Origin of the sequence: Streptomyces sp. NRRL S-337, from assembly GCF_000720175.1 — a bacterium.
In the GTDB taxonomy this organism is placed as follows: Bacteria; Actinomycetota; Actinomycetes; order Streptomycetales; family Streptomycetaceae; genus Streptomyces; species Streptomyces siderophoricus.
The window spans coordinates 50,232-67,447 of the sequence record NZ_JOIX01000028.1 but is presented as its reverse complement, the minus strand read 5'-3'; the positions used below and the strand labels follow the sequence as shown (position 1 = coordinate 67,447).

The following is a 17,216-nucleotide window of genomic DNA, read 5'->3' as shown; positions in this document are numbered from 1 at the left end:
CGAACGACGGTTGGCCGTTCTGTGGCGATGAAAAGGCGGTTGCCCGCGAAAGCCGGACGTATGCGTGAGGGGGAAATCTAAGGGGGAGTCAGCCGGTGGTGACCGTGAAAAGACCGCCGTCGGGGTCGCGGATCAGCGCCTGGCCGACCGCGGGGTCGCCCGGCGGGGTCAGATGGGTGGCCTGGCCGCCGGCCGCGACGGCGGTCGCGGCGACCTTCTCGACGTCCTCGACGGGGAACTGGACGTGCCAGCGGGGCCGGATGTGCGGGTCGGGGGCGGCCTCCATGACACCGCCGCGCACCGTGGCCACCACCTGGCTGCCGTCCCGCACCAGCACCTCGCCGTGCTCGTACGCGACCTCGACCCCGCCGGGCTCCTCGGAGGCCCAGTCGAGCACCTCGGCGTAGAAGATCGTGGCGTCGAAGGCGTCGCGGGTCCGCAGGTCCAGGTAGACCGGGGCGCTGCCGCGGCCGATGGCCCAGGCGGGGGTGTGGCCCTCCCACACGCCGAAGACCGCACCGTCCCGGTCCGCGGCGAGCACCACCCGGCCGGCGCCGAGCCGCAGCGGGCCCACCGCGATGGTGGCGCCGCGCTCGCGGATCCGTCCGGCGGCGTCGTTCGCACTCGCGACCGCGAAGTACGGGGTCCAGGCCACCGACACCTGCCAGTCCGCGGCCAGCGCGGTGACCCCCGCGATCGGCCGGCCGTCGGTCAGCGCCACGGTGAACTCCTCGCCCAGCCCGCCCGGGCGGAAGGTCCAGCCCAGGACCTGCGAGTAGAAGTCCTGGGCACGCCGGAGATCGTGGGTGGTCAGGCTCACCCAGCACGGGGTGCCGCGTACGGCGACGGCGGACGGTGTGACCGGCATGGCGATGCGCCTCCTGGAACGGGTGCCACCGTCCACTCTGCCAGGACTTTGCGTCCGAATCCTTCTACGGCTCGGCCGAGTGCGGCGCCCGGGGGACCGACGGCCCGGTGCGCGGCGCCGGCGGGCGGCCGGCCGGTCAGGGCTGCAGCAGCGTCTTGATCATGCCGTCTTCCTTGGCCTGGAAGGTCTTGTAGGCCTGCGGCCCGTCCTCCAGCGGCAGCTTGTGGGTGGCAAAGCCCTCGACGCCGAGCCGGTCCTCGTCGTCGAGCAGCGGCAGGATGTCGTCCACCCAGCGCCGCACGTTGGCCTGCCCCATCCGCAGCTGCACCTGCTTGTCGAACATGGTGAGCAGCGGCAGCGGGTCCATCGCGCCGCCGTAGACCCCGACCACGGAGATCGTGCCGCCCCGGCGGACCACGTCGACGGCGGCGTGGAAGGCCGCCATCCGGTCCACCCCGGCGCGCGACATCAGCTTCTCCGCGAGCCGGTCCGGGAGCAGCCCGACCATCTGCTGCGCGGCCTTCGCCACGGGTGCCCCGTGGGCCTCCATGCCGACGGCCTCGATGACCGCGTCGGCGCCGCGGCCGTCGGTGAGCCGGCGGACCTCGTCACCCAGGTCCGCGCCGAGCTCGTCGACGTTCAGGGTGTGTACGCCGCGCTCCCGGGCGCGGGCCAGCCGCTCGGGCACCAGGTCCACGCCGATCACCTGCCGGGCTCCGCGGTGCAGGGCGATCCGGGCGGCCATGTCTCCGATCGGGCCCAGGCCGAGGACCACGACGTGGGCGTCCGGCGGCGGGTCCGCGTAGGCGACCGCCTGCCAGGCGGTGGGCAGGACGTCGGAGAGGTAGACGAACCGTTCGTCCGGGGGGCCGTGCGGGACCTTGACGGGGAGGGTGTTGCCGAAGGGCACTCGCAGGAACTCGGCCTGACCGCCCGGCACCTGGCCGTAGAGCTTGGTGTAGCCGAACAGCGAGGCGCCCATGCCGTGTTCCCTGACCTGGGTGGTCTCGCACTGCGAGTGCAGGCCCCGGTCGCACATCCAGCAGGAGCCGCAGGAGACGTTGAAGGGCACCACCACCCGGTCACCGGGGGCGAGCGCGGTCACCTCGGGCCCCACCTCCTCGACGAGGCCCATCGGCTCGTGGCCGAGGATGTCGCCGGGCTCCAGGTAGGGCCCCAGCACCTCGTAGAGGTGGAGGTCGGAGCCGCAGATGCCGGTGGAGGTGATCTTGACCAGGACATCGGTCGGTTCGATGATCTTCGGATCGGGGACGGTGTCGATCCGCACGTCCCGCTTGCCGTGCCACGTCAGTGCCCGCACCATGTCCTCCTTCGCCGTAACCGGTCGGCAGGAACTGGTTCGTTTCGGGACGACCGATTGGTCTGACGGGTCATCACGCCGGTGCTCCGGACCACGCCGGTGCTCGCCGCCTCCGCGCGCTCCGGGCGGCTCCTCCTGCGCAGGCCGCAGGCGCGCGCCGCTCGACGGAGCCGGCCGCTCAGCCCAGTCTCCGGCCGGCCTCCCGATCGTGCAAACGCCCGAACGGACCACTGCCGGCCGCGCGCACCGGCGGCGGCCGTGACCGAGTGTGCCCGCGGACCACGGCTCGACGCCCGCCGTCGCCCGCCGGCACGGCTGCGCGTCCGCGCGCGGTCCGGGGGACCATGGGAAGGGCGGCGATGCGCAGGCGGAGGGAGGGCCGGATGTCCACAGCCGACCCCGTCGGCGCGGCGGGCGACTGGCCCGTCGGCAAGGTGCCGCAACGCAGCGGACTGCTGGACCTGCTCGGCGTCGCCGCGGTGGTCCTGGACGCCGACGGCCGGATCGTGCTGTGGAGCCCGCAGGCCGAAACGCTCTTCGGCTACTCCGCGCAGGAGGCGCTGGGAGAGTTCGCCGGGCGGCTGCTGGTCCACGAGCACCATCTGGACCTGGTGGTCAGGCTCTTCGCCGAGGTCATGGCGACCGGCGAGAGCTGGGCCGGGGCCTTCCCGATCCGGCACAAGGACGGCAGCACCCGGATGGTGGAGTTCCGCAACGTCCGGCTGCTGGACGACCGGGGGGACTACTACGCCCTGGGCATCGCCACCGACGAGGCCACCCTGAGCAAGGTGGAACGCGATGTGGCGCTGTCCACCCGGCTGGTCTCGCAGTCCCCGATCGGCCTCGGCGTCCTGGACACCGACCTGCGGTACCTGGCCGTCAATCCCGCGCTGGAGCGGATCGACGGGGTCTCCGCCCGGGATCACCTCGGCCGGTCGGTCCACGAGGTGCTGCCGTTCATCCGGACCCAGGCCCTGGAGGCCGCCCTGCGGCGGGTGCTGGACACCGGGCGGCCGCTGGTCGACCGGTACGTCGTGGGGCGCACCCTCGCCGACCCCGAGAACGAGCACGCCTGGTCGGTCTCGTTCTACCGGCTGGAGGACCCCGGCGGGCGGATCCTCGGCGTGGCCGGGGTGATCGTGGACGTCACCGACCGGCACCGCGCGGCCGGGGAGGCGGCACGCGCCCGGCGCCGGCTGGCCATGATCGCGGACGGTTCGGCGCGGATCGGCACCACCCTGGAGGTGGAACGGACCGCCCACGAGCTGGCCGAGGTCACCGTGCCCGAGCTCGCCGACGTGGCCACCGTGGACATCCTGGACTCCTTCCTGGACGACCGCCGGCCCACCAGCTCCGGCGCCCACCCGGCGGTCTTCCGGGCGCTCGCGGTGCACACCGCCTACCCCACCGAGGCGGCCCGGGCCGTCGACCCACCCGGCCACATCGCCAGCTACGGCGCCGACCGACTGGTCACCCAATGCGTACGGACCGGCCGGCCCATCCTCGTGCGCCACGTCGACGAGCAGTCCCTGGCACGCATCGCCCGCGACCCGGAGGCCGCTGCGATTCTGGCCCGGGCCGGTATCCACAGCTACCTCGCGACCCCGCTGATCGCCCGCGGCGAGGTGCTCGGCGCGCTGGGCCTCACCCGCAGCCGCAACCCCGTCCCGTTCGACGAGGACGACCTGACCCTGGCCGCCGAACTGGCCGACCGGGCCGCCGTGAGCATGGACAACGCCCGGCTCTACCAGAGCCTGCGGGACACCGCCGTCACGCTCCAGCGCAGCCTGCTCCCGGACCGCCCGCCGCAGCGGGCCGGGCTGGAGATCGCCACCCGTTACCGGCCGGCCGGCACCACGAACGAGGTCGGCGGCGACTGGTTCGACGTGATCCCGCTCGCCGGGGACCAGACGGCCCTCGTGGTCGGCGACGTGATGGGCAGCGGCACCAAGGCCGCCACCACGATGGGACGGCTGCGGACCGCCACCGGCACCCTGGCCGACCTGGACATGCCGCCGGCCGAGGTGCTGCGGCACGTCGACCGGATCACGGCGGGCCTGGATCAGTACGCCACCTGCGTCTACGCCGTCCACGATCCGCAGCAGGCGGTCTGCCGGATCGCCGCCGCCGGGCACCTGCCCCCGGTGCTGATCCACTCCGGCCGGCCGCCCGAACTGCTCGACCTGCCCACCGGCATCCCGCTCGGCGTCGGCGGCGTCCCCTTCGAGGAGTCCACCTTCGCGCTGCGCCCCGGCGACCGCCTGGTGCTGTACACCGACGGGCTGGTCGAGACCCGCCGGGACACCATCGACGAGCGCCTGGACCGCCTGCTCGGTCTCCTGGACCGCCCGGACCCGTCCCTGGAGGACACCTGCGACCGGCTGCTCGACGCGCTGCGCGACCCCGACGACGCGGACGACGTGGCGCTGCTCATCGCCCGGGCCCGGACCGGGCCGCCCGGCACGGCCGGCGCCGGCTGACGCATTCCTCCGCCGCATTTCCGCCGCTGCCTCCGGTAAGGAACCGGATGCGGCATCCGGTGCAATTCCCGCCGGTCGAGGCGTTAGCCGGGACGGTGCGGGGGAACCCGTTCTGGTGGCCGAAGGGCGGACGCGCGCACATGGGCGGGAGGTACGACCATGGGACACGGCGGAGATGTCATCACGGAGTTGGCCGCGGACCATCGGGAGATGGCCGCGCTGTTCGACCAGATCGAGGCGGCGGTCCCCGCGGCCTCGGTGCGCAAAAAGCTGCTCGACCGGCTGACGATCGACATCGTCCGGCATTCCGTCGCCGAGGAGCAGTACCTCTACCCCGCGGTCCGCGAGAAGCTGCCGGACGGCGCCGCCCTGGCCGACCAGGAAATCGCCGACCACCAGCGCGTGGAAGGGCTGCTGAAAGACCTGGAACGGCTCGATGCGGAAGACCGTGCGTTCAACGAGCTGTTCGTGAAACTCCGTACGGAGGTCCGGGCGCACATCCAGGACGAGGAGAGGGAACTGTTCGCCCGATTGCGTGAGGCGTGCCTTCCCGGGGAACTCGAAGCGCTCGGGGAGAAGGTCCGGGCGGCCAAGAAGCTCGCGCCCACCCGGCCGCACCCGGGCGTCCCCGACGCCCCGCCGGCGAACAAGTTGCTGGCCCCGGGGCTCGGGCTGGTGGACCGCGCCCGGGACCTGCTGACCGGCCGCGGTGGCGGCCCGGACTGAACCGTCAGAACCACCCCGGGCCCGTACGCCCGGCCGTCCGCGTGGGCGTCCGGGCCTTTCGTAGCGCAGAAACGGCAGAAGGTGTGTATGGACCACCGACAGGAGACGACGCCGGACCAGCGGCGGAACGGCTCGCCGGAGACCTTCCCCGCCGCGCGCACCGGTGCGCTGGAGAAGGCGCTGCGCGAGCGGGTGGACGGTGAGGTGCGCTTCGACGCGGGCAGCCGCGGCGCCTATGCCACGGACGGTTCCAACTACCGGCAGGTGCCGATCGGCGTGGTCGTTCCGCGGACCGTCGACGCCGGTGCGGCCGCGGTCGGGGTGTGCGCCGAATTCGGTGCGCCGGTGCTCTCCCGGGGCGGCGGGACCAGCCTCGGCGGGCAGTGCACGAACACCGCCGTGGTCATCGACTGGACGAAATACGGCGACCGCCTGGTGTCGGTGGACGCCGAACGGCGCCGGTGCGTGGTCGAACCGGGCATCGTGCTCGACGCACTCAACCGGCAACTGGCCGGGGAGAAACTGCAGTTCGGCCCGAAACCCTCTACGCACAGCCACTGCTCGCTGGGCGGAATGGTCGGCAACAATTCCTGTGGCGCCTCGGCCCAGGCGTACGGAAAGACCGTCGACAATGTGCGGCGGCTGGAGATCCTCACCTATGACGGCGTCCGGATGTGGGTGGGGCCCACCTCGCCGGAGGAATACGCGGAGATCCAGGCGGAAGGCGGCCGGCGGGCGGAAATCTACCGGGGCCTGCGGGAACTCGCGGACCGGTATCTGGGCGACATCCGGCGGGGATTTCCCGACATTCCGCGGCGGGTGTCGGGATACAACCTGGACTCGCTGCTGCCGGAGAAGGGCTTCGACGTCGCCCGGGCGCTGGTGGGCAGCGAGGGCACCCTGGTCACCGTCCTGCACGCCGAGCTGGACCTGGTTCCGGTGCCGCCCTGCGAGGCCATGGTGGTGCTCGGCTATCCCGACATCTGCGCGGCCGCCGACGACGTGCCCCGGCTGCTGGCGCACGGCAACCCCACCCAACTGGAGGCCCTGGACGGCCGGATGGCGCAGCTGATGCGCGAGGAGCACGCCTACCTCGACTCCCTGGAGATCTTCCCGGAGGGCGACAGCTGGCTGCTGGTGCAGTTCACCGGCGACACCAAGGAGGACGTCGACGCCCAGTGCCACGACCTGCTCCGGGCGCTGGACCGCAAGGAGAGCGATCCGACCGTGGCGTTCTCCGACGACCCCGCGCGCGAGCAGCGGATGCTCAAGGCGCGCGAGGCCGGCCTCGGCGTGACCGCGCGGCCGCCGGACGACCGGGAGACCTGGGAGGGCTGGGAGGACTCCGCGGTCCCGCCGGAGAAGCTCGGTGACTACCTGCGCGATCTGAAGGCACTGTTCGCCGAGTTCGACTACGACCACCCGTCGCTGTACGGCCACTTCGGCCAGGGGTGCGTGCACACCCGCATCCCCTTCGAGCTCAAGACCGCTCAGGGAGTGGCGGACTTCCGCGCCTTCCTGCACCGCGCGGCCGACCTCGTCGTCTCGTACGGCGGGTCGCTCTCCGGCGAGCACGGCGACGGGCAGGCGCGCGGCGAACTGCTCCCGAAGATGTTCGGGGAACGGCTCACCGGGGCCTTCGGCGAGCTGAAGGCGCTCTTCGACCCGGACGACCGGATGAACCCCGGCAAGGTCGTGCGTCCCCACCGGACCGACGACCACCTCCGGCTCGGCCCGGCCTGGCGGCCCGAGACCCACCGCACCCACTTCGGTTACCCGGACGACGAGCACTCCTTCACCCGGGCGGTGATGCGCTGCGTCGGCATCGGCAACTGCCGCACCCCCACCGGCGGGGTGATGTGCCCCTCGTACCGGGCCACCGGCGAGGAGGAGCACTCCACCCGCGGACGGGCCCGGCTGCTGTTCGAGATGCTGAACGGGCACGCCGACTCGGCGATCACCGACGGCTGGCGGTCCACCGAGGTCCGCGACGCGCTCGACCTGTGCCTGGCCTGCAAGGGCTGCAAGTCCGACTGCCCCACCGGCGTCGACATGGCCACCTACAAGGCGGAGTTCCTCGCCCACCACTACGCCGGCCGGCTGCGCCCGGCCGCCCACTACGCCCTGGGCTGGCTGCCGCTGTGGGCCAAGCTGGCGCGCGGCGCGCCACGGCTGGTCAACGCGGCGCTGCGGGCACCCGTACTGGCCCGGCTGGGCAAACGCGCCGCCGGGGTGGCCACCGAGCGGACCGCACCGGCCTTCGCCGCGGAGTCGTTCACCGAATGGTGGACCGCGTCCGGCCGCCCGCAGCCGGACCCCGGGGACGCCCGGACGGTGCTGCTCTGGCCGGACACCTTCAGCAACCACCTCCACCCGAACGTCGCCAGGGCGGCGGTGCGGGTCCTGGAGGACGCCGGCTTCCGGGTCGCGGTACCACCGGGGCCCGTGTGCTGCGGGCTGACCTGGATCTCGACCGGGCAGCTGACGACCGCCAAGCGGGTGCTGCGCCGCACCGTCCGTGAGCTCCGGCCGTGGATCGAGGCCGGGACGCCGGTCATCGGGCTGGAGCCGTCGTGCACCGCGGTGTTCCGCGCCGACGCCCCCGAGCTGTTCCCCGACGACAAGGACGTGGCGCGGCTGGCCGGGCAGTTCCGGACGTTCGCCGAACAGCTCGTCCACCACGCCCCCGGGGACTGGCGGCCGCCCCGGCTCGACCGGCCGGCGACCGTGCAGACCCACTGCCACCAGCACGCGGTGTTCAAGGACGACGCCGACCGTGAGCTGATGCGCCGGGCCGGGCTGGACGCGGACGTCCTGGACGTCGGCTGCTGCGGGCTGGCCGGGAACTTCGGCTTCGAACGCGGCCACCACCAGGTCTCCATGACCATCGCCGAACAGGGCCTGCTGCCGGCCGTCCGCGCCGCCGACCCCGCCGCCCTGGTGCTCGCCGACGGCTTCAGCTGCCGTACCCAGATCGCCGACGGCGACACCGGCCGGGGCGCACTCCATCTGGCCGAGGCGCTGGCGCTCGGCCTCGACGGTCCGCTGCCCGCCGGCCGTCCCGAGCAGGGCGCCGACCGGCCGCGGGTCCCCGCCCGGGACGCCCGGCTGGTCACCGCCGGCGCCGCCCTGACCGGCCTCGGGGCGCTGGCCGCCGGGGTGGCCGCCGCACTCAACCGACGAGAAAAGAGGAACGTCCGTGTCGACCAAGGTCTCTGACCACATCCTTGCCCGGCTGCGTGAGTGGGACGTCGAGCACGTCTTCGCCTACGCCGGCGACGGCATCAACGGGCTGCTCGCCGCCTGGGAACGCGCCGACAACAAACCGCAGTTCATCCAGGCGCGGCACGAGGAGATGGCCGCCTTCCAGGCCGTCGGCTACGCCAAGTTCTCCGGCCGGGTCGGCGTCTGCGCGGCGACCTCCGGGCCCGGCGCCATCCACCTGCTCAACGGCCTCTACGACGCCAAGCTCGACCACGTGCCCGTGGTGGCGATCGTCGGGCAGACCAACCGCAGCGCCATGGGCGGCTCCTACCAGCAGGAAGTCGATCTGGTCAGCCTCTACAAGGACGTCGCCTCCGACTTCCTCGAGATGGTGACCGTCCCCGAGCAGCTGCCCAACGCGATCGACCGGGCCATCCGCACCGCCTACGGCCGGCGGACCGTGACCGCGGTGATCGTCCCCGCCGACGTGCAGGAACTGGACTACTCGCCGCCCACCCACGCCTTCAAGATGGTCCCCTCCAGCCTCGGCCTCGCCTCCTACGCGCCGGTGCCGACCGACGACGACCTCGCCCGCGCCGCGGAGGTCCTCAACGCCGGGGAGAAGGTCGCCGTACTGATCGGGCAGGGCGCCCGCGGGGCCCGCGCCGAGGTGGAGCAGCTCGCCGACGTCCTCGGTGCCGGGGTGGCCAAGGCGCTGCTAGGCAAGGACGCGCTGCCCGACGACCTGCCGTACGTCACCGGGGCCATCGGGCTGCTGGGCACCCGCCCGTCGTACGAGCTGATGCGGGACTGCGACACCCTGCTCGTGGTGGGGTCCAGCTTCCCCTACACCCAGTTCATGCCGGAGCTGGACCAGGCCCGGGCGGTGCAGATCGACATCGACCCGCACATGGTCGGGATGCGCTACCCCTTCGAGGTCAACCTCGTCGGCGACGCCAAGGCGACCCTGCAGCGGCTGCTGCCGCAGCTCAGGACGAAGAAGCACGGCACCTGGCGGAAGAAGATCGAGAAGGACACCGCCCGCTGGTGGGAGGTGATGGAGCGGCGGGCCGCCGTCGAGGCCGACCCGGTCAACCCCGAGTACGTCGTCCACGCCCTCGACGCGCTGCTGCCCGACGACGTCATCCTCGCCGCGGACTCCGGCTCGTCCGCCAACTGGTACGCCCGCCACCTGCGGATGCGCGGCACGATGCGGGGTTCGCTCTCCGGGACGCTGGCGACCATGGGCCCCGGCGTGCCGTACGTCATCGGTGCGAAGTTCGCCCACCCCGACCGGCCGGCGATCGCCCTCGTCGGGGACGGCGCGATGCAGATGAACGGCATGGCCGAGCTGATCACCGCCGGCAAGTACTGGTCCGAGTGGCAGGACCCGCGGCTGATCGTCGCCGTGCTCAACAACCAGGACCTCAACCAGGTGACCTGGGAGATGCGCGCCATGTCCGGCGCCCCGCAGTTCCTGCCCTCACAGGCGCTCCCGGACGTGCGCTACGCCGACTTCGCCCGCTCCATCGGCCTGGACGGCGTCCGGGTGGAGAAGCCCGGCGAGGTGGAGGACGCCTGGCGCAAGGCGCTCGCCGCCGACCGGCCGTTCGTCATCGACTTCCGCACCGACCCGGCCGTCCCGCCGATCCCGCCGCATGCCAGCCTCGACCAGATCGAGGCCGCGGCCACGGCCATCCTCAAGGGCGACAGTGACCGCACCGCGATGGTCAAGCAGGGCCTCAAGGCGAAGGTCCAGGAGATGCTGCCGGGCGGCAAGCACCGGCACGGCCGGTCGGACCAGGGCTGACGGTGCATCAGACCCACGGGGGCGGTGACCCGGTCGTCGACGCGGTCGAGGCGGCCGCCTACACCGTCCCCACCGACGCGCCCGAGGCCGACGGCACCCTGGAGTGGCACGAGACCACCCTGGTCGTGGTGCAGCTACGCTCCGGCGGCACCACCGGCCTGGGCTACACCTACGGCGCGCCCCAGACCGCCGCCGTGGTCCGCGACGTACTGGCCCACGCGGTGCGCGGCGCGTCCGTCTGGGACGTGCCCGCGGCCAACGAGGCGATGTCCCGGGCGGTGCGCAACGCCGGCCGGCCCGGGCTGATCGCCGGCGCCCTGTCCGCCGTCGACATCGCCCTGTGGGACCTCAAGGCCCGGTTGCTCGGCCTGCCGCTCGTCAGGCTGCTCGGCGCGGCCGTCCGGGCGGTGCCCGTGTACGGCAGCGGGGGATTCACCACCTACGACGCCGACCGGCAGGACCGGCAGCTGCGCGGCTGGGTCGAGGAACAGGGACTGCCCCGGGTCAAGATCAAGATCGGGGAGTCCTGGGGCCGGGCCGAGGGCCGCGACCGGGAACGCATCACCCAGGCCCGCACCAGCATCGGCCCCGCCACCGAGCTGTACGTCGACGCCAACGGCGGCTACACCGTCAAGCAGGCCGTCCGGCTCGCCGACCACCTCGCCCGGCACGGCGTCACCTGGTTCGAGGAGCCGGTCTCCTCCGACGACCTGACGGGCCTGGCACAGGTCCGCGAAGCGGTGCCGGCCGAGGTCACCGCCGGCGAATACGGCTACACCCTCCCGTACTTCGCGCACATGCTGGACGCCCGCGCGGTGGACTGCCTCCAGGCCGACGCCACCCGCTGCGGCGGCCTCACGGTCTGGCTGCGCGCCGCCGCCCTCGCCGAGGCCCGCGGCCTGGCGCTCTCCGGGCACTGCGCGCCCCACGTCCACGCACACGCGGCCGCGGCGATCCCCAACCTGCGCCACCTGGAGTGGTTCCACGACCACGTCCGCATCGAGAACCTGCTGTTCGACGGCGTGCTGGACCCGTCGGGCGGCAGCGTGACACCAGGCGCCGACGGAGCCCCGGGACACGGGCTGACCCTGCGCACCGCGGATGCCGAACCGTACCGGGCCGGCTGAGGAGGACACCGACATGGCACAGACCGTCGTCATCACAGGAGCGAGCGCCGGGATCGGCCGCGCCACCGCCCGGCGCTTCGGCGACCGGGGCGCCAACGTGGCGCTGGTGGCCCGCGGCCGGGCCGGTCTCGAAGCGGCCGCGGCGGAGGTCGAACGGGCCGGCGGCCGGGCGCTGGTACTGCCCACCGACGTCGCCGACCACGAGCAGGTGGAGGCCGCCGCGCAGGCCGCCGAGGACGCCTTCGGCCCGCTCGACGTCTGGGTCAACGACGCCTTCACCTCGGTCTTCGCGCCCTTCACCGAGATCGAGCCGGACGAGTACCGCCGGGTCACCGAGGTCACCTACCTCGGCTTCGTGCACGGCACCCGGGCCGCGCTGCGCCGGATGCTCCCCCGCGACGCCGGCACGGTCGTGCAGGTCGGCTCGGCGCTCGGCTACCGGTCCGTACCGCTGCAGTCCGCGTACTGCGGTGCCAAGCACGCCATCAACGGCTTCACCTCCGCCGTGCGCACCGAGCTGCTCCACCGGGGCAGCAAGGTCCGGATCACCGTGGTCCAGATGCCCGCGGTCAACACCCCGCAGTTCTCCTGGGTGCTCTCCCGGCTGCCCCGGCACCCCTCCCCGGTGCCGCCCATCTACCAGCCCGAGGTCGCCGCCCGCGCCGTCGTGCACGCCGCGAACCACCCGCGCCGCAAGCAGTACTACGTCGGCGCGTCCACCGCGGCGACGATCTGGGCCGAGAAATTCGCCCCCGGCCTCCTCGACCGCTACCTCGCCCGCACCGGCTTCGACTCCCAGCAGACCGACCGGACCCCGTCCGCCGCCCGGGACGTGAACCTGTGGCAGCCGGCCGACGACACCCCGGGCCACGACTACGGTGCCCACGGCGTCTTCGACCCGCAGGCCAAGGCGCACTCCGCCCAGGCGGCACTCGCCCGGCACCCCGCCCTGACCGCGGGCGCGGTCACCGCCACCGCGCTGGGCGCCCTCTCCCTGCTGCGGTCCCGGGGACGCCGCGCCGGGCGGTAGCCGTGGGGCAGCCGTGGGGTAGGGAGCCTCTCCCGCAGGAGGCCCTACAGCAGGTCCCGGGGCAGCGTCTCGTTCCACGTGCGGGAGAACACCCGGCGGTCGTTCTCGAAGCCGTCCAGGGTGGCGTCCACGAGGAACTCCGTCCCGCTGCACCGAAGGACCGTGCGGGTCTCCACCCGGACGTCCCAGCCGTCGCGCCGGAAGCGCGTGGTCCAGGCCGCCTCACCGCGGACGGACGTGAAGTCGTCGGCCACCGCCGTGTACCGCTCGTGGGCGCGGATCCCGACGTCCAGCCCGATGTCCTCGTAGCGCACCGTCCCGCGGTCCTTGACGATCTCCAGCTCGGAGCGGTAATCGACCAGGTCCCGCTTGACCTCCCAGCGCTGTTCCGGGGCCGTCAGCTGCGTGGTGGCGAGCGGGGGAGTGGCCTCGGGCTCCCCGAAGGGGTCGGCCGGCACGAGGTCGGGCTCGCGCACCGGGCGCACCGGGAGGGTCAGGCTGCTGCTGCCCTCGTACACGGTCAGCCGCACCGGCCGGGGCGGTGGCCAGGCCAGTGGCCAGTACGACGTGGACAGCGACAGCCGGATGCGGTGGCCGGGCGGGAACGCCTGGGCGACACCGTTGAGTTCCACCGTGGCCCGGCACCGGGCGCCCGGCGTCAGTGGCTCCGGCGTACCGATCCCGTTCCGGTGGGTCAGGTTCAGCAGCCCGTAGGTGACCCGGGTGGCGGCACCGTCCGGGCTGACGTCGGAGAGCCGGGCGGCCACCATGGCCACCGGCTCGTCGGCCGAGAACGCCAGCTCCACCGTGGGGGAGCCGAGGATCTCCACCCGCTCGGTGAGTGGCCCGGTCTCGAAGACCAGCGAGCCGCCGTCCTCCTCCCGCTGGTCGTACGGCAGGTCAGGGGGAGCGTTGTAGGAGGCCCACTTCCCGGCGAACTGGCCGACGGACAGCGGGGATCGAACGGTCAGCGCGGCATCGTCCTTCGCCCGGTCACCGGGCTTTGCCGCCGTCTCCTTTGCCGCCTCCTCGGGCGGGTCGATGCGGTGCCCGCGCAGCGGGTGGCACACCGGCCGGACGTGCGGCGACGGCCAGTCCGGCTCGCCGACCCAGCGGCCCGGCCGCTCCTGGTACGACGTCGAGGGCGGCACGCTGTCCTGCATCCAGGTGCGCAGCATCGGGCCGTCCATCACCCCGTTGTCGACGCCCTTGAGCCAGTGGTCCCACCACCGCACCACCTCCTGGAGATAGCCGATGGCCGGGCCGGGCTCACCCAGGTGCGGGTACTTGTGCGACCAGGGGCCGATCAGCCCCTTGCGCGGGACGTCCAGGTGGGCCAGCAGCCGGGTCACGGCGTTGGAATAGCCGTCCGCCCAGCCGCTGGAGGCCAGGACCGGGCAGCGCACGGCCGCGTAGTCCTCGCAGACCGACGCGTGCCGCCAGTAGTCGTCGCGGCGCTGGTGGCGCAGCCACTGAAGGACCCAGGGCCGGGTGTGCGACAGGCGCTCGTGCCACATCTCCCGCCAGCGCTCGCCGACCACCGCGGGGTCCGGCGGGCAGGTGCCGTAGGCGAACATGGTGCCCGCCTCGGCCAGGTTGTCCGACAGCAGCGCGCCGCCCATGTAGTGCATGTCGTCGGCGTACCGGTCGTCCGTGAAGGAGGCGATGACCAGGGCGCGCAGGCTCGGCGGCTGCCGGGCGGCGACCTGCAGGGCGGCGAACGCGCCCCAGGAGATGCCCATCATGCCGGTGGTTCCGTCGCACCACGGCTGTGCGGCGAGCCAGGCCAGCACGTCCTCGGCGTCGGTCTGTTCCCGCTCCAGGTACTCGTCGGTCAGCACCCCCTCCGACTCGCCGGTGCCCCGCAGGTCCACCCGGACGCAGGCGTAGCCGTGCCCGGCGAGGTAGGGGTGGTGCATCGAGTCCCGCACGGAGCTCAGATCGCGCTTGCGGTACGGGATGTACTCCAGCACCGCCGGCACCGGCTCCCGGTCGGAGGAGACCGGGCGCCAGATACGCGCCGACAGCCGGGTGCCGTCGGACACCGGCACCTCGACGTGCTCCTCCTCGGTCGTCGCACAGGGCAGTTCGCTGACGAAACGCATACGGCCGGGGCTCTCCTTTCGCGGCGGCCGGGCAGGCGGACGGGCTAGTTGTCCCGCTCGCCGGGCGGGGGCGGGTCGAAGACGAGGTCCAGGGCGGCCACACAGCGGTCGTACTTGGTGCACAGCTCCTCCTCACTGTCCCCTCCGGTGAAGATGTGGGCCACCTCGAAGCTGTAGCTGTCCTGCTCCGCCAGGTCCGACAGCCGCTGCCCCTCCGTGGGCCGCAGCTCGATCCGCACGCCGGGGATCTCCCGTTCGATGCGGGCGAGGTCCTCCGCGGTGGGCACCTGGCGGACGATGGCGTCGGTGAACGTGCGGTAGTACCACTTGGCGGCCGTGCGGTAGCGGCCGGCGCCCTTGGGCAGGGCGGGGTCCCGGCCGAGGGCGAGGCTCACCATGCAGTGGTGGTTGGGCACCCCGTCGACGTCCTCGAAGAGCTCGGCGTGCGACTGGGAGTGCCGCGGGTTGACCTCCAGCACGTTGATGTCCCCGGTCTGCGGGTCGTAGAAGTACTCGATGCTGAAGGTGGCGGCGTCCATGCCGATCTGCCGGATGAGGCGCTCCGAGACGTCGTGCAGCCGCCGGATGACGGGCTCGGGGAGCGTGGAGGGGTACTGGTGGCGCAGGAAGGACGGCTTGTCGGGGTAATTGATGGAATCCAGCACGCCGTAAACGGTGACCTCGCCTTCGTGGACATAGCCCTCGACCGCGACCTGGAGTCCGGAGAGCCGTTCCTCGGCCAGACACACCTCGGCCCCGACCTCCGCCATTTCCGGCGGCAGCGACACCCGGTCGAGGATGTCGGCGAACGGCCGGCCCACCCGCCCGATTCCGGCGCGGATCTCGTCCACCGCGGCACGGAATTCCTCCTGATCGCCCACCCCGAAAGCCAGCTCCGAGGAATACGCGAGCGCGGGCTTGAGCCACATCGGGAACCGGACGCCGTCCGGCGGCAGCGGATCGTCCGCGGCCAGGTCCACCCGGCCGAAGCGCGGATGTGCGTCGATGGCCCGCTGCTGTTCCAGCCGGCACCAGTACTTGTGCTCACACTTGACGATCGATTCAAGGCTCGTGCAGCGGGTGCCGTAACGCTCCCCGAGGATCGGGACGAAAGTGCTCACCGGGAAATCCCAGAAGCCCACGATGGCGTCGATGCGGCCGTCGAAGGAATCCAGCTGCCGCTGCGCCTTTTCCAGCAGCTCGGGTACGGACACCTCGCCGACCTGGAGTTCTTCCAGGGTCAGCAGCCGGTGGAACCGGTAGTCGCGGGCTCCGGGCAGCTTGCGCAGAAGCGGGAGATTACCGTCGTCGAGGCCGATCACGAAGATGTTCCGCATCACGCCGCCTTACTCCTCGGGCCGGTGGTCGGGCTGTCCCGTGTACCCCCAGCCGGCCGGAAGACACGGCGTTCCGCCTGTTGTACCCGCTGCGCCGCGGGGGCCCGGCGCAGCGGTGGGGGATTAACCCGACCGGCGGAGTCCGGCTCGCCGCCGCGAGCCCCTCCCAGGACGCTGATCGAGGAGCCCGACGACTTCGGTCCAAGCCTAAGGAGCCCCATGGACACGGCACTTTCGCGGAAATGGCAGCGCGCGGTGGTGACCGGTGGCGCGGGTTTCGTCGGGTCCCACCTCTGCACCGAATTGGTGGCGCGGGGAACCGCCGTCATATGCATCGACGATTTCAGCACCGGACGGCCGGAGAACATATCCGCGCTGCGTGACCACCCCGATTTCACGGTCGTCGAGGCGAATGTCACCGAGCCGGTCCCTCTCGACGCGGAGCCCGATCTGGTGCTGCACTTCGCGTCCCCGGCGTCGCCCGCCGACTACCTCAAACTCCCGCTGCACACCCTGGAGACCGGCAGCCTGGGCACCCGCAACATGCTCGCCCTGGCCCGGGCGAGCGGCGCCCGCTTCCTGCTGGCGTCCACCTCCGAGGTCTACGGCGACCCGCAGCAGCACCCGCAGAGCGAGGACTACTGGGGGAACGTCAACCCCGTCGGCCCCCGCAGCGTCTACGACGAGGCCAAGCGCTTCGGTGAGGCCCTCACCACCGCGGAGGCCGGGACGCACGGCACCGACACCGGCATCGTCCGGCTCTTCAACACCTACGGACCCCGCATGCGCGGCCACGACGGACGGGCGGTGCCCACCTTCATCCGCCAGGCACTGGCCGGCGATCCGCTCACCGTCACCGGCGACGGCTGCCAGACCCGCTCGCTGTGCTACGTCGACGACACCGTGCGCGGCATCCTCGCCGCCGCCGGCTCCGATCTGCGCGGACCGGTGAACCTGGGCAACCCGGCCGAGATCAGCATGCTCGAACTCGCCCGGCTCATCATCGAGTTGACCGATTCGAGGTCCTCCGTCCGGTTCATCGACCGGCCGACCGACGACCCGGCGGTGCGCTGCCCGGACATCACCATGGCCCGCGGCAAGCTCCAGTGGGAACCCCGGGTGCCGCCACGGGACGGCCTGGCCCGCACCATCGCGTGGTTCCGGGAGCGGCAGGCGCCCTGATCCCGCCGGAGCCCCGGAGACCCCAC

The 17,216-nt window shown here is 72.7% G+C and carries 11 protein-coding genes; 7 read left to right on the top strand and 4 right to left on the bottom strand.

Annotated elements, in window-relative coordinates; all coding sequences use genetic code 11:
* Nucleotides 1-88: 88 nt before the first annotated feature.
* Together IG62_RS0120830 and IG62_RS0120825 are read right to left on the bottom strand one after the other, a co-directional pair.
* Nucleotides 89-868 (bottom strand): VOC family protein, encoded by a 780-nt coding sequence (locus IG62_RS0120830; protein WP_030805144.1) that lies wholly within the window; start codon nt 866-868, stop codon nt 89-91.
* Nucleotides 869-1,004: 136 nt separating this feature from the next.
* Nucleotides 1,005-2,189: a zinc-dependent alcohol dehydrogenase gene (locus IG62_RS0120825; protein WP_030805141.1), complete on the bottom strand. Its 1,185-nt coding sequence runs from the start codon at nt 2,187-2,189 to the stop codon at nt 1,005-1,007.
* Between the two features lie 383 nt (nt 2,190-2,572).
* On the opposite strand from IG62_RS0120825, the gene IG62_RS0120820 reads away from it, so the two are divergent.
* The 6 genes from IG62_RS0120820 (at nt 2,573) to IG62_RS0120795 (ending at nt 12,566) form a co-directional block, all read left to right on the top strand.
* Nucleotides 2,573-4,669, top strand: coding sequence for a SpoIIE family protein phosphatase (locus IG62_RS0120820; protein ID WP_037838809.1), 2,097 nt, complete (start codon nt 2,573-2,575; stop codon nt 4,667-4,669).
* Between the two features lie 159 nt (nt 4,670-4,828).
* Entirely contained in the window at nt 4,829-5,395 is a 567-nt protein-coding gene (locus IG62_RS0120815) for a hemerythrin domain-containing protein (RefSeq protein ID WP_030805135.1), read from the top strand.
* A gap of 87 nt (nt 5,396-5,482) precedes the next feature.
* The gene (locus IG62_RS0120810; RefSeq protein ID WP_078872122.1) at nt 5,483-8,614 is read left to right on the top strand and encodes an FAD-binding and (Fe-S)-binding domain-containing protein; all 3,132 of its coding nucleotides are present in this window, start codon (nt 5,483-5,485) and stop codon (nt 8,612-8,614) included.
* Complete coding sequence (locus IG62_RS0120805; RefSeq protein ID WP_030805129.1) at nt 8,595-10,409, top strand: thiamine pyrophosphate-requiring protein; 1,815 nt, start codon at nt 8,595-8,597, stop codon at nt 10,407-10,409. Before IG62_RS0120810 ends, IG62_RS0120805 begins: the two co-directional genes overlap by 20 nt.
* Nucleotides 10,406-11,536, top strand: coding sequence for an enolase C-terminal domain-like protein (locus IG62_RS0120800; RefSeq protein ID WP_420711088.1), 1,131 nt, complete (start codon nt 10,406-10,408; stop codon nt 11,534-11,536). The genes IG62_RS0120805 and IG62_RS0120800 overlap by 4 nt, the downstream gene beginning before the upstream one ends.
* A gap of 13 nt (nt 11,537-11,549) precedes the next feature.
* Nucleotides 11,550-12,566, top strand: coding sequence for an SDR family oxidoreductase (locus tag IG62_RS0120795; protein ID WP_030805123.1), 1,017 nt, complete (start codon nt 11,550-11,552; stop codon nt 12,564-12,566).
* Nucleotides 12,567-12,610: 44 nt separating this feature from the next.
* Here IG62_RS0120795 and IG62_RS0120790 read toward each other — a convergent pair whose 3' ends face one another.
* On the bottom strand, nt 12,611-14,671 hold the full coding sequence (locus tag IG62_RS0120790; protein ID WP_030805120.1) for a CocE/NonD family hydrolase: 2,061 nt from the start codon (nt 14,669-14,671) through the stop codon (nt 12,611-12,613).
* A gap of 44 nt (nt 14,672-14,715) precedes the next feature.
* Nucleotides 14,716-16,008 (bottom strand): ATP-grasp domain-containing protein, encoded by a 1,293-nt coding sequence (locus tag IG62_RS0120785; protein WP_030805117.1) that lies wholly within the window; start codon nt 16,006-16,008, stop codon nt 14,716-14,718.
* Nucleotides 16,009-16,227: 219 nt separating this feature from the next.
* On the opposite strand from IG62_RS0120785, the gene IG62_RS0120780 reads away from it, so the two are divergent.
* Nucleotides 16,228-17,190 (top strand): UDP-glucuronic acid decarboxylase family protein, encoded by a 963-nt coding sequence (locus tag IG62_RS0120780; protein ID WP_030805113.1) that lies wholly within the window; start codon nt 16,228-16,230, stop codon nt 17,188-17,190.
* Nucleotides 17,191-17,216 lie beyond the last annotated feature (26 nt).